Origin of the sequence: Actinomyces sp. oral taxon 448 str. F0400, from assembly GCF_000220835.1 — a bacterium.
Taxonomy (GTDB): Bacteria; Actinomycetota; Actinomycetes; order Actinomycetales; family Actinomycetaceae; genus Actinomyces.
In genome coordinates this window covers 625807-640210 of sequence record NZ_GL985606.1, presented here as the reverse complement: position 1 = coordinate 640210, position 14404 = coordinate 625807, and the positions used below count along the sequence as shown (strand labels likewise).

At 68.5% G+C, this 14404-nt stretch carries 5 protein-coding genes; 2 read left to right on the top strand and 3 right to left on the bottom strand.

The features are described from left to right. Positions 1-114: 114 nt before the first annotated feature. The 3 genes from HMPREF9062_RS02695 to HMPREF9062_RS12410 form a co-directional block, all read right to left on the bottom strand. Positions 115-948, bottom strand: a complete 834-nt coding sequence (locus HMPREF9062_RS02695; protein WP_009748486.1) for a DUF559 domain-containing protein — start codon at positions 946-948, stop codon at positions 115-117. Between the two features lie 1176 nt (positions 949-2124). Further along, positions 2125-5409: a DEAD/DEAH box helicase gene (locus HMPREF9062_RS02690; protein WP_009748484.1), complete on the bottom strand. Its 3285-nt coding sequence runs from the start codon at positions 5407-5409 to the stop codon at positions 2125-2127. Positions 5410-5633: 224 nt separating this feature from the next. Further along, positions 5634-6011, bottom strand: coding sequence for a phospholipase D-like domain-containing protein (locus HMPREF9062_RS12410; protein WP_253270641.1), 378 nt, complete (start codon positions 6009-6011; stop codon positions 5634-5636). A gap of 453 nt (positions 6012-6464) precedes the next feature. On the opposite strand from HMPREF9062_RS12410, the gene HMPREF9062_RS02680 reads away from it, so the two are divergent. Beyond that, a complete protein-coding gene (locus tag HMPREF9062_RS02680; protein ID WP_009748482.1) occupies positions 6465-9635 on the top strand; it encodes a helicase-related protein in 3171 nt (1056 codons plus the stop codon). Next, complete coding sequence (locus HMPREF9062_RS02675; protein WP_009748481.1) at positions 9635-14392, top strand: hypothetical protein; 4758 nt, start codon at positions 9635-9637, stop codon at positions 14390-14392. Before HMPREF9062_RS02680 ends, HMPREF9062_RS02675 begins: the two co-directional genes overlap by 1 nt. Positions 14393-14404 lie beyond the last annotated feature (12 nt).

Sequence of the window (14404 nt, the reverse complement as noted above, 5' to 3'; positions counted from 1 at the left end):
TGTCACAAAAGGGCTCACGAGCCCCTCACGTCGCCGGCAGAACCGCGGAATCATGCGGTTTCACATCGCCCGCCCGCGCCCAACCGCGGCCTTTGTGACAGATTTGGACATTCTTCAGCGATTGAGGGTCTTCAGAACGTCCGGAACGACCTGATGCGCGTAGACCTCCTTCCGCGTGAAGCGCAGAGGCAGGTAGCCGCGGGCGACGAGCCGGCGGTCGCGCCACCTATCGAGGGTGAATTGATACTCGTCGCAGTGATAGGTGTAGCCGTCGAGCTCCACGACAATCCGCCCCTCGACCACCAGGTCCACCTCACCGACACCCTCGACATCCACCCCGTCCTCGAGAGTCAGACCTGCGGCCTCGAGGTCTATTCGCGCCAGCGTCTCCAGGGGAGATCGCGACCGGGCACTCGCGCGATCGAGTCGGGCGAGCGCCCTGACCGAGCCGGGACCGCGCAGCAGCGCGCGGACCTGCTCGGCCGTGACCCGCTCGTCATGGAGGGCGGCGTCAAGAGCGATGAGCGGGGAGTCGTCCCGGGCATGGCAGCGCAGGAAACGCGCCAGGGCCTCGGGAAGCGACTGCACCGGGAAGGACGTGGGCGACGGCTGGGACTGGTTCCGGTCGGCATGGAGAACCTCGCGCCCCAGTGCGGCGAAGCGTCCCCTGCCCGGGACGACGAGATGAACTTGCTCGCGACCCTGAGCCACCGGCAGGCCGTAGTGGCTCATGGCGGCCTGGCAGGTGAGAAGTCCGCCATGAATACGGGCTAGAACGAGGGCGCGGTCGGTGCCCGGAATGCTGATGACGCCGTGCTCGTGGGCGGTGAGATCGCCCGCCTCGACGAGAGCGGCAAGGTGACGCCGTTGGGTGCGATTCAGTCCGAGGTCCCGTATGCGCACTGCGCCGTAGCAGCCGCGCACGAGGGCGAGGAGATCGTCGTGCATGAGTCCATTGCTGCGCACCGGGTAAGGGAGCGGCAATATTCCGGATCGAGCCCTGTGAACAGGTGGCGCGGAGCCCTGCTTGTGGAGCCCGGCTCGTCACACCAATCCGGGGATCGAGCCGCGCACACGCGGTTCAGCGACCGGCGGCCCCGGCTCAGGGCCCTCTCCACGAACCGGCGCCGGGCCCGAATCGGACCCCGGACTCACGCACGATGTCCAAATCTGTTGCAAAGGCGCCCGCGAACCCCATGCACTGGTGACAGAACCGCGGAATCATGCGGTTTCATCTCAGCCACCCGGACCCCGCAACGGCCTTTGCAACAGATTTAGACAACCGGCGACCCTTTCGGCCATCCACAGCACGCGACCCGCGACCTTCAACGAGCCCGAGCGCACCCGCTCCGGTCACCGCCCCGACCACGGGGCGGTGCGGGAGGAGAACGCTAGCCGCCCGGCCATCACTTGGCCGCCCTCGGGCCGGGGAGCGCGGATGAGCAGGGCCGCGAGCGCCGCGGCGACGAGGAGATGGCCGACGAGGCCCAGAACGCGACGCTGTAGCCGTGGACCGTCCCCGCGGCGGAGCCGCCGGACTGCCCGGCCCCCGCCGGGTGGCTGAGGAGCCAGGCGGCGGTCGCCGAGGTCGCGATGGTGTTCATCAGCGCGGTGCCGGTGGCTCCGCCCAGCTGCTGGAAGGTGCTGTAGACCGCTGCGCCGATGCCGGTGTCCGATGTCGCCAGACCGAGGGGTGGCGGTGTTGGACCCGGAGTTGAACATGATTCCCAGCCCGATCCCCGTGAGGGCGTGGGCCGGGACGACGAGGGCCCAGTACGAACTGTCCGGTCGCATCTGAGCGAACGGTGGCCTCGGTCTCGGGCTCGGGGATCTGGAAGACGCCGAGGCCCAGGATCGGCATCTCACGCCGTTGTTCAGGGTGACGTCCTCCGTGGGCGGTTCCTTTCAGCGGTCGGGCGACGGCCGAAACAGTCAGTGGGCGGAAGCGGGTCACCGGGCCGCGACGACCCGCCACCAATAACAGACCTTCGGTCTATTGAAGGGCAATGCAGCACGTTATGGAACCGCCGATCCATTGAGGAGAGGTGTAGCTTGCGCCGGGCGGGTGAGCGACCTCCGCCGCCTCGCCCTCACCGATCTCCGCCGACCCTCACCGACCCGTGCTCAGCCTCCCGCCTCCGGGGCCGCGCCAGGCTGACGGCCGAGCGCGGCGGCGAGCCCGTTGAAGTAGGGGTACGGCGCCCAGGCCGCGCGGTCGCCGATGACGTAGAGGCGCCGCTTCGCCCGGCTCACGGCGACATTGACGAGGTTGACGGTCGACGAGGCCCAGCCTTTCGCCCCGGGGGCGCTCGGGTCCCCTCCCAGAACGAGGAACACGACGTCGGCCTCCCTGCCCTGTGCGGTGTGGATCGTGCCGCCGCGCAACCCCGGGTACTGCCGCCCAAGGGACTCCAGCTTGTCGGCCACCACCCGGAAAGGCGAGATCGCGATCATCTGCGAGGTGGCGATGCCCTGATCCCCGAGGTCCTCGAGCAGGCGGCGCACCTGCACGATCTGTTCGTCCTGAAGATGTGTCCCGGACGTGGTCGCCGGGACATCGAACCACTGGCTCGCCAGAATCCTCGGCTCGCCGTCCGGCCCGTCGAAGAGGTCGGGGTGCTCGGGGTCGTCCAGACGACGATGGACCGCGCTGACCATCATGCCGTCATAGGCCATCCTGTTGCACAGGCTGAACATCGGGTCATCGCATCGGCGGTGCACCGTCAGCGGCATGCTCACCCACACCGACTCCTCGCCCTGACGCAGGGCGGTGCCGTCGCGCGACATGCGGTCAGCCAGGGTCTGGACCGACGCCCGCGGCGGAATCCATGTCGGGGAGACGTGGAAGGCGGCGGCGATGTCGCGCTGGGCCTTGCGCGGCATGGTGACAACCGGCTGCAGCTGCAGCGGGTCGCCGACGGCGATGACCCGCTGGGCGCGCCAGATCCCCCCGACGGCGTACTGCGGGGGCGCCTGCCCGGCCTCGTCGATGAGCAGCCAGCCGAGGGACTCGGCCCCAAGACCCGCGAACATGCGGCCGACGGAGGCGAAGGTCGTCGAGACCATCGGCACGGCCAGGAAGAAAGTCTGCCACGCCGCCAGTAGCTTCTCGGGCTCCAGGTTGCGCGGGTGGGCGCCGGACACCACCTCGATGGCCGCGCGCAGCCCCTTCAGCATGTCACCGGCCGCGTTGGCCAGGAAGTCCTCGTGGAGACGCATGGCCGCCAGGAACAATTCAGAGCGAGCCTCGTCGAGCCGGGCGTCGAGCCACGGGGTGCTCTTCTCACGGGCCTTCCCCGCCCGGGTCCGCTCAGGGTATGCGGGCCCGTACGCATCACGGTCCGCGGCCACCCGCGAGCGCAGTTCGGTCGCCTCCCGGACCGCCTGCAGGCGCCTTGCTTCGAGAGTCGTCACTTCCTCCGACAGCCGGCGCGCCCGTCCGTCGAGGTACTGCGCATGGTCGCGCGTCTGCCGCCAGTGCTGCTCCGCCGCTCGCAACCGGCCCTCAAGCGGCTCCAGCCGCGCCCTCCACTCGCGGACGGCGCGTCCCAGGGTGAAGAGCGTCTCGAGCGCCCCGGGCCTGGTCTCGACCTGCCGGTCCCGGACCGTGCGCGCCTCGGAGCACTCCGCCGCCGCGCGCTCGACGGCGGCCGCGTACGCGCGGCTCTCGCCAACAGCCGCGGAGACCTCGGCCCCCCGCCCCTGCGCCTGCGCGGCGAGCTCGTCCTCCTCCCGGAGGATGGCCTCCAGACGGTTCAGGCGATCCTGGGCGGCCCGCCGCTGCGCGAGGAGCTCATCGACGCGCCGCTCGGCCCGGCGGAAGTCCTCCCGCGCCCGCGACCAGTCGGTGCGCGGCGCCGTCCCATCCCGCCACTGACTCAAACGCGTCTGCATGCGCGGGGCAGCTGCCGGGACGCGCTGCCTCGTGCGCGGGTCGACGGCGTCGAACCAGAACGCCGACCGGAAGTCTGCCCGGTTCCGTTTGTTGCCCAGTCGGGCGGCGACCAGTCCCCAGGCCCTCCGGTCTGATCCTTCTGCTCCTTCTGTCCGCTCTGCTCCTTCCGGCGTCTCCCCCTCTTCTGCACCGGCGACGGCGGTCGCCAGGATCGCGGAGGCGATATCCGCGAAGTAGTCGGCGTCGTCCCTCCACCGGGCGGCGATCGCCTCTCGGGCGGGGATCTCGACGCTGATGTTCTCGACGGCGGCGTTGTTCGCCGAGGCGACGACCATCTCGAATCCGGTGAGCTCCGGGCGCAGCTGGCGGATCGTGCGCGAGTATCCGTCGCTGGACGACCACCGGTGCGTGGTCGCCGTGAAGGCGTGCTCGGGGCGCTGCAAGGAGGCGAGACGTCGTGCGCGCTCAACGACGTTGCCGGCGAGGATGTCGCGCAGCATCGTCGTCTTGCCGGTGCCGGGCGGCCCGTTGACGCCCATGAGGCCGCGAGTCCCGGACAGGTCGTCCAATGCCCGGTTGACGGCGAACTGCTGCCGCAGCGCCAGTCCGTGCTCGGGGTTGGAGGGCCATCGCCCCTTCGGCAGCCGGTCGATCCCGACCCCGGCGTCGACGACGGCGTGCTCCGTCATGACGTCCGACCGCAGATCGGTGGGGAGCAGGGCGTCGGCGGTCAGGTACTCCGACAGCGCCGGCGAGCAGCGGCCGTTCGTCAGGGCCACCTGCACGGCCGCGAGGTCGTCGAGGAAGAAGCTGTTGAGGAAGTCGATGTCCGCAGCGGCGCCGCCGGTGCGGCGATCGGAGACGGCGACCGATGAGATGACGATCCGCTGGCCGGCCAGCCGGGGCGTGCCGGCGATCCCCGAGGCCTCGTGGGCGATGTGCAGCAGCGTCCACAGAGAGTCCTCGTCCTGGGGCGGGGCCTTCTCGGCCCGGGCCGCCTCGCGGCGGAGTCCCTCGACGACGTCCACCTCCTCCTTGAACTCCTGGGCGGCCAGGGAAAATCCGCCCGCCCATTGCGGGCTCGGCGCCGCGCCGGAGTCCCTGATCCGAGCGACGGCCCACAGCGCCGAGGAGAGCGTCGCGGAATCGACCATCAGCACCCCGCGGTCGTCGAGCATGACCGCCGCGCAGGCGCTGACCCCGGCACGGCGCTCGTCGTAGGCGTCCCGGTCCTCGGCGAAGGCGTGATGCAAGTACTGGTAGACGTCCTCGAGGTCGTACAGGCCGAGGTAGACGGTGTGCTGCCACCTCCGTCTCGTTCTGCCCACCGGTGCCGGCGGGCGCAGGGACCACCACGGCAAGGGCTCACCTGGCCGCCACTCGATGACCTGGCGGCCTTCCGGACGTGTCGATTGTTTGATTGGCTTCGGCACCTTCTGCGGGCTGAACAGCTCGAGCATCCACCAGTACTGCAGGGTCCGAAGGCGGTCATCAGGGGCAGGGTCCATTCCCATACCAGGATTCTGCCTCGCGACCCCGGCCCGAGGGGACGATTCGCGTGGTTCGGATGCACTGGACCGCATGATGACCGGCCCGGGGATGACGACCGGCCCGGGGCGGAACGATGCACCGCTCGTCGCCGCCCATCGACGCCGCCCGCCAGGCAGGCTGTGCTCGCCGTCCAGGAGCCGGGAATAGATGGCCGCCAGATCGCCTCCCGGCTCAATAGACGTTCGGGCTACCCCTTCCCGCCGACCCGCTCGTAGATCCTGACGTCCTCCAGGGCGCGCATCTGGTCCTCGACTGCGCGAGCGAGGAGCGGATCGTCGATCCGCAGGCCCAACTCGACGTTGCGCTCCTCTGCGCTCAAGGAGAGATTGGCGCTCGTCACGACGAGGATCTGGTGGTCGACGACGAGGAACTTGGCGTGGTTGCGCATGCGCCGGCCCTTGTCATCGACGGCCGGGCGTAGGATAACGGCCTGCTGCATCGGTTCGGGGCGAGGCGCACGCCTGCAGCTCTGCGGCGGCGAGCCCTCGAGGGAGAGGCACTGGCGGTAATCCGGCCCCGAGGCCGCATTGGGCGCCAGAATCGCTCTGGTGTCCAAATCTGTCACAAAGGCCACGATTGGGCGCGGGCGGACGACGTGAAACCACATGATTCCGCGGTTCCGTCGGCGACATGAGGGGCTCGTGAGCCCCTTTGCGACAGATTTGGACAATCACCGTCTAATCACCGCCTGCACGACGAGGCACGGCTCGACGGCACGCGACTCGTAGCACGAGTGCGAGCGCTCCCGACCCCGATCGGAAGCAGAAACCACCGCCGACTCCTCTTCGCCGACCCCCGCCAGTTCTCACCGACTCGGAGAGCACAACCACGCAGACGACCTCGGTGCCACGCTCCTGCGCATAGGATCCCTCGCCAATCCGACGGAAGCCCGCACTAAACGGCCCGCACTAGTCTTGAGTCTTCATGATTGGCGGAAGACCCGCGCCCCGAGGTCACGGATCGGTTCCGCCTCAGCAGCGGCTCCGCCGTGTCGGTGGTCCTCTCTAGGATCATGCCTGTGACTACAGCCGTCCCTCCCAACGCCGCCTCCACTGCGCCGTCCCCCGCAGCTCCGCCGGCGCCCGGCCCGGCTGCGCCCGCTTCGCCGTCGCCGGAGACCCCGTCCCTCGACGTCGCCCCGGGTTCGGTGGTGCGAGTGCGCGATGAGGACTGGCTCGTCACCCAGATCTCGCAAACCAGCGACGGCACGCTCATCACAGTGCAGGGCCTTTCGGAGCTGGTCCAGGATACGACCGCCCAGTTCTCCGCTGGCATCGACCGCATCGAACCGGTCGATCCGCGCCGCACGCGCGTCGTCGCAGACACCTCCACTCGCCACCGCCTCTCGCGCCTGTGGCTGGAGGCGACGTTGCGCAAGACGGCACTGCCCGCTTCGTCCACCGATCTGGCGGTAGTCGGCGGCGTCCTGGCGGACCCGCTCCCCTATCAGCTGACAGCCGTGCGCCAGGCGCTGGACCCGGCGAGCCTGCGCCCGCGCATCCTGCTGGCCGACACCGTCGGCCTGGGCAAGACCCTGGAGATCGGGATGATCCTGGCCGAGCTGGTACGCCGCGGCCGGGGCGAGAGAATCCTCATCGTGACTCCCCGCCATGTGCTGGAACAGATGCAGCACGAGATGTGGTCCCGCTTCGCGCTGCCCTTCGTGCGCCTGGACTCGCTCGGCATTCAGCGGGTGCGCCGCTCGGTGCCGGCCACCCGCAACCCCTTCTCGGTCTTCCGCCGTTCGATCATTTCGATCGACACCCTCAAGTCGGACCGCTACCTGAACCACCTGCGCCGTCAGCGGTGGGATGCCGTCGTCATCGACGAATCTCACAACGTCACCAACCGCGGCACCCTCAACAATCGTCTGGCGGACATCCTGGCGCGCCAGACCGACGCCCTCGTCCTGGCCTCGGCCACGCCTCACAACGGCGACCCCACGTCCTTCGCCGAGCTCATCCGCCTCCTGGAGCCGACGGCGGTGCACGCGAACGGCACGCTGGATAAGGAGGCGGTCCGCCGCCTCGTCATCCGCCGGCACCGTCACTCCGATGAAGTGCGCGACGTCGTGGGCGGCCGGTGGAGGGAGCGGTTGGTCCCGGTCAACCGGCTGGTGATGCCGTCGCCCGCGGAGGATGCGGTGGCCAGTGAGCTGTCACGCGTGTGGCTGCACCGGCCCGACGGCGCGGCGGCCCCGGGCGCGGTTCCCGGCGCCACCGCCCGGGCCGGCGACGCTCTGTTCTCCTGGACATTGGCTAAAGCTTTCTTGTCCTCACCCGCGGCGCTCATCGAGACGATCGACCAGCGTGTCAACCGACGCCGGCAACGGGCAGCCAGTGAAGAGGACCTGACCACCTCGGAGCAGACCCGGGCGCTGACCCGCCTGCGCGCCCTCGCGGCTCGGGCGGACGCCGCCGACTCGGGCAAGTACCGGGCCCTGCTCGCCGAGCTGGCCCGCATCGGGATCGGGCCGCGGTCCACCGAGCGTGTCGTCGTCTTCGCCGAGCGCATTGCGACATTGACCTGGTTGGCGGAGCATCTGCGAGCGGACCTGGGGCTCCCGGAGGAGGCGGTGCGCATCATGCATGGAAGCCTGTCGGACGTCGAGCAGCAGGAGGTCGTCGAGGATTTCCGCCAGTCGCACACCCCGGTGCGCATTCTTGTGACCGGTGACGTGGCCTCGGAGGGCGTCAACCTGCACGCTCAGTGCCACGAGCTCATCCACTACGACATTCCGTGGTCGCTCATCCGCATCGAGCAGCGCAACGGTCGCATCGACCGCTACGGCCAGGAGACGAGCCCGCAGATCACGACTCTTCTGCTCAGCCCCTCGGATCCGGGCTTCTCCGGCGACGTACGCGTGCTGACCCGTCTTATGGAGAAGGAGGATCAGGCGCACCGGGCGCTGGGCGACGCGGCCTCTCTCATGGGCCTGTACTCGGGCGAGAAGGAGGAGGCGGCGATCCGCGAGGCTCTCGCAGCCGGCACGGACATCGACGAGGTCGTGCCGGATGCGGACGAGAGGTCGGCCCTGGATCCGATGGCGGCGTTGTTCGCCACACTCACGGGCACGGCCGAGGCCAGGGCCGACGGTGCAGCCGTGGCGGGCTCTGACATCGGGGCACGCCCTGGCGCCGCGGCGGACCTCGGTACTCCAGCGGGCCGCGACCAGGCCGGCCCCGGAGCCCCGGCCGACTCCCTCCCGACGGCGCCGGGCTCCGGGTCTGCCGCCCCGCTGCCGACCTCGACGCTGTACGCCACCCAGCTGGACTATCTGCGTCAGGCCCTCATCGAGCTCTACGAGCGTCCGGAGGAGAAGGAGCTCGCCCGCTCCGATGGTGGCGGCGTCTCCTGGCGGGAGCACCCCACCCAGCACATTGCGGAGCTGGTGCCGCCGGCGGGTCTGCGTCGCCGCCTGTCGGTGCTGCCGCAGTCCTATCTGCGTGAGCGCCGCGTCCAGGAGCACCTGTTGCTGGCGACGACGCAGAAGAAGGGCGCGCGCCTGCTGGCCGACGCGCTGCGGGACTCCTCGGATTCTTCCTGGCCGGAGGCTCATTACCTGGGGCCCCTGCACCCGGTGCTGGAGTGGGCGGGCGACCGCGTCCTGGCCAGGCTCGGGCGCTCCTCGGTCTTCGCGGTGCGCGGCGAGGTCGAGGCTCCGACGGTGCTGCTCATGGGGACGCTGACGAACCGTGCGGGCCGGATGGTCTCTCTGGTGAGCGTGAGCGCCGCCTTCCCCTTCCTGGATCTGGAGGCCGCACGGGCGGAGCTAGCTGCGGGGCGTCGGCCCGAGGCGGTGGCGATCGCCCGGGTGCATTCCTCTCCCGCGGACATGTTTGAAGCGGCGGGGGTGACTCACGAGCTGACGAACTCGGGTGTCACCGCGGACCCCGCCCTGCTGGAGTCGCTCATCGCCCCGGCCGTGGATGGGGCCGAAAGTCAGATGCGGCTGACCGTGGAAGCGGCACGAACTCAAGCGCAGGTCCGGGTGGAGGCGTGGGCGAGCCATGCGGACGCCTGGGACGACGAGGCCGGTTCCCTCATTCAGAATCGCCAGCTGCGTGCACAGCGCAGCATGGTCAAGGAGGAGCAAGAACTGATGACCCAGCACCTGCCGGCGCACACGCTCGTGCGGCCGCTGCTGGTCGTAGTGCCAGCGGACTTCGGGACGGAAGAGGAGCGCTGATGGCGACGTCGGATGCGCTCGTTGTGGGCGAGGACTGGATCAGCGAACACTACGTCACCACCGACGCCACCAAGGAGTCCTTCCTGGCGCGGGTGCTGGAGCGCCGCAAGGAATGGGAAGCTCTGGAGAAACCGGCTGACCCTCGGACTGCGCCGGTGGCGACGCCGCGGTCGCGTTTCCGCGCCGAGCGGTCCCGTCTGGAGGCGCTGCTCGCAGCGCTTGCGGCAGCGGAGGAATCGACAACAGGGGCGGCCTTGGAGGCGACGGCCGAGCTTGATGCGCTCATGCGCGAGATCCTGGGCTTCGCCTCGGCCGAGTACCGCCTGACCGAGCGCGGGCCGGTGACCCTGGTTCGCCCAGTGGGGGATGAGGGACCGGCGCCTGCGGCGCTGCTTCGGGCCCGCCCCGCGGCGACCATCGAGGACCTGCTCGTCAAGGACGCGTGCACGCTCGCGCAGGCGTGGGAACCGGTGGACCTGGCCGAGCCGGCGGCCCAGCCGGTCGAGGGCGCCGAGCCAGTGGAGTCGGTCTCCCGGGCGCTATCGGCCCTCATGACCGACGAGCACGGCCCGGCTTTCGCCCTGGTGCTGGCCGGCCAGTGGGCGCTGGTGGTGGACAAGGAGCGGTGGCCGGAGGGTCGGTGGCTGGCGGTGAATATCCAGCTCGTCGTCGAGCGCAATGAGACCACGCGCGGCGGGGAGGTGGAGCGGACCCTGACCTGCCTGGACGCCGCCTCCCTCGTGCCGGGCCCGGAGGGCGAGACCTGGTGGGCGGCCACTTTGGAGGACTCGGCGGCCCACACGGTGGGCGTCTCGAAAGACCTGCGTGAGGGCGTGCGCGCCTCGATCGAGATCATCGCGAACGAGGTGGTGCAACGCCACGCCGCCCGAGGCCTGGGCCCGCTGCCGCAAGAACAGGCCCAGCCGCTGGCGCTCCAGGCACTGCGTTACATCTACCGGATCATCTTCCTGCTCTACGCCGAAGCGAGCCCGGAACTGGGTGTCCTGCCGGTGGGCGCGGCCGAGTACGACGCCGGCTACGGCCTGGACCGCCTGCGCGAGCTGGCGCTCACGGAGCTGCACGAGGAATCGGCACGCGCAGGCATCCACATCTACCAGTCCCTGGACACACTATTCCAGCTCGTCAACCGCGGCCTCAACGCACTGGTGGACCCCGAGGCGGAGGAAACCTTCGACGGGCTGGTTTTCCAGCCGATGCGCGCCGACCTGTTCCGGCCTGAGGCGACGGCGCTCATCGACGAGGTGGGCCTGGGCAATGCGGCGCTGCTGCGCGTGCTGCGCCACCTGCTGCTGACCACGGAGAACGGGAAGACCGGCCGCGGTTTCATCTCCTATGTGGAGCTGGGCATCAACCAGCTGGGCGCCGTCTACGAGGGCCTCATGAGCTACTCGGGCTCCTTCGCGACCGAGCGCCTGTGGGAGGTGGCGCCGGGCGGGGACGCCTCGAAGGGTTCCTGGGTGGTGCCCGAGGACGTCATGAAGGGCCTGAAGGCGAAGGATTTCGTGACGGCGGAGGATGAGGTGACGGGCGAGCGCCGCAACGTCACCTATGAGAAGGGCGAGTTCGTCTTCCGCCTGTCGGGCCGGGAACGGCAACGGTCGGCCTCCTTCTACACCCCGGAGGTGCTCACGCGGTTCACGGTGCAGCAGGCTCTGGCCGAACTGCTCGACCAGAACGGTCACGTGACGGCAGCCGAGGAGATCCTCCGCCTGACGGTGTGCGAACCGGCGCTGGGGTCGGGGGCCTTCGCGATCGAGGCGGTGCGTCAGCTGGCGGAGCAGTACCTCTCCCGGCGGGAGAAGGAGCTGGGGCGGCGGGTGGATCCGGAGAAGCGGCCGCGTGAGCTGGCGAAGGTGAAGGCGTATCTCGCCCTGCACCAGGTCTACGGGGTGGACCTCAATGCGACGGCGGTGGAGCTGGCGGAGGTCTCCCTGTGGCTGGACACGATGGTGAAGGGGCTAGCGGCCCCGTGGTTCGGGCTGCGGCTGCGCCGCGGCAACTCGCTGGTGGGGGCGCGCCGGTCACTGTACTCGGTCTCGCAGCTGAAGAAGCGGGCGTGGCTGACGGCTGCCCCGGTGGCCGAACCGCTGAGCCAGGTGGCGGCCGCGATCGACGACGCCGATGAGGGCTCACCGCACCGCATGGGCGGGACGCTCGACGTCTCCGGCAGGATCCATCACTTCCTGCTACCGGCCAAGGGCTGGGGCAGCGCGGTGGAGGTGCCCAAACACGTGCGCGACCTCGTGGACGCCGACCGGCTCAAGGCGCTCAAGACCTGGCGCAGGGAGATGACCAAGACACTGAACGCCACCCGGACCAAGCGGCTGACGGCCCTGGCCCGGCGGGTGGAGGTGCTGTGGGAACTGACCCTGCGGCGCCTGCAAGTGGCGGAGACCGAAGCCTCGCGGCGTATTGATTTGTGGGGCTGGGAGGCGCAGGCCGACGCCGGTTCGACGGTGTCTCGTGAGGAGATCGAGGCGTATTTGGCGGAGCCGGGCTCGGCGTACCGGCGGCTGCGGCTCGTGATGGATGCGTGGTGCGCGCTGTGGTACTGGCCGCTGACCACACAGGTGAGGCCGCCGAGCCTCGATGAGTGGCTGGGCGCCCTGGAGGGACTGCTGGGCAAGCGGGTCAAGGACGCCAAGGGCACCGACGGGACCCTGGTAGATGCATCCTCCTGGGCGAAGCTGGAGACCATGGAGGAGGTTGAGCTCGGCCTCGCCGGGGCTCGCCGAGTGGAGGCGGTGATCTCCGAGCACGAGTGGCTCACCGTAGTCCAGGAGGTGGCGGAGGCGCAGGGCTTCTTCCACTGGGAGCTGGACTTCGCCACCGTCTTCGCCCGCGGCGGCTTCGATCTCCAAGTGGGAAACCCGCCGTGGGTGAGGCCCGATGTCGCAGTCGAGACGCTTTTGGCCGACGGCGATCCCTGGTGGATGCTGATGAAGAAGCCGTCGGTGACGGATCGGAAGCAGCGTCTACCGCGCACTCTGGCACGTCCCGGCGTCCTCACTACAGTGCTCGATGGCGCCGCCGAGACTGAGGTCCTCGGAGAGTTCATCAGCGATCAAACGGTCTACCCCGTCATGGAGGGACGCCCCGACCTCTATCGGGCCTTCATGTGCCAGGTCTGGGCTCACCAGAGCAAGCACGGTATCTCGTCCCTCATCCACATGGAGACCCACTTCACTGACGCCAAGACTCCGGGACTCCGTGCCGCTACGTACCGGCACCTGCGGCGCCACTGGCAGTTCAGCAACGATCTACTTCTATTCGACGTCGACAATCACATCCGCTACGGTGTTCACGTGTACGGTTCAGAGCGGCCACCATCATTTCTTCACACGACGTCGCTCTATCACCCGGACACCGTCCTGCGCTCGCTCCAGCATGATGGGAGTGGCGAGGAACCCGGTCTCAAGGATCCACACACAGGCACCTGGGACCTGCGGCCGCACGCGGCGCGAATCCAACACGTCGATGAGTCAGTCCTCCGAACGTGGCAGGCAGTGACCGAGGTGGATGACTGGCGTTCGACCCCCATGGTCTCGACGGTCAACTCGGCTGCAGCCCACACTCTGACTGCACTGGCCACCCGACCACGTATCAGCACTCTCAACCTCCAATTCTCAACTGGCTGGAACGAAACAACCGATTTCCAAAAGGGATTGTTCTCAAAAGAATGGGGGCCAGTCTCCTGGACCGACGCTATTCTCCAGGGGCCACATCTTCACGTCTCGACGCCGCTGTACAAACAGCCGAACGAAACTATGCGCAGCAACAAGGACTGGACGACGACCGATCTGGAGGCCCTGCCCGCAGACGCTAATCCGATTACCCAGTACAAGCCCGCCGACGACCGCGCCACCTACGACCGCCTCTACACCCACTGGGATGGTTCTCCTGCTCGCGACCACTACCGCATCGCCTGGCGCGCCATGGCGGCCAATACCGGAGAAAGAACCTTCGCTCCGTCCATCATTCCACCAGGATCGGCACACGTTCACGGCGTCTCTTCAGCAGGATCCAATAGCATTCCACTTGGCTCACTGATAGAAACCCTGGGACTGGCGTCCACCATCATCGCAGATTTCTTTATTCGTTCTTCATCAAAGTCAACCATACAGTTTTCCACATTTAATTGGCTTCCGCGCCTGGACAGCAGTAATCTACTTGCTCGAAAAATCGTATTTCGATGTCTTCGCCTGAACTGCCTCACCGACGTTTATGCGGATCTTTGGGCCGAGTGCTGGGATGAGTCGTTTGTGACTGACGCTCCGATCTTGGAGCGTTATGACGAGCATCCGGTTGGTCCGGAGTGGACGGCGGATACGCCGTTGCGTCGGGCGGAGGATCGCCGTAATGCGCAGGCAGAGATCGATGTTATGGTGGCGATGATACTGGGCGTGCCGATCGAGGACCTGTGCATAATCTACCGCACCCAGTTCGCTGTCCTCTACGACTATGACCACGGCCGTGGCCAAGGCGCCTACGTCTATGACGCGAACGGCCGCCAGGTGCCGACTCCGGTCCGTCGGGCCTGGGAGAAGCGCCAGCGCCCGACCTCCAACGAGGAAATGCCCCTATCAGAGCGCACTCACACTCACCCCGGCTCCGGCGTCTCCTACGTCTACGACCTCCCCTTCCGCATCCGCAACCGCGAGTCCGACTTCCGCCGCATCCACGCCACCCTCACCCAGTCCAGCCTCGGCATGGGAATGCATACAACCTCCGTGTAAGCACAAAGTCTT

What these genes read in the sequence shown, in the direction of transcription:
- HMPREF9062_RS02695 (WP_009748486.1), bottom strand. Translation starts at nt 948, where the DNA reads ATGCACGACGATCTCCTCGCCCTCGTGCGCGGCTGCTACGGCGCAGTG.
- HMPREF9062_RS02690 (WP_009748484.1), bottom strand. Translation starts at nt 5,409, where the DNA reads ATGGGAATGGACCCTGCCCCTGATGACCGCCTTCGGACCCTGCAGTAC.
- HMPREF9062_RS02675 (WP_009748481.1), top strand. Translation starts at nt 9,635, where the DNA reads ATGGCGACGTCGGATGCGCTCGTTGTGGGCGAGGACTGGATCAGCGAA.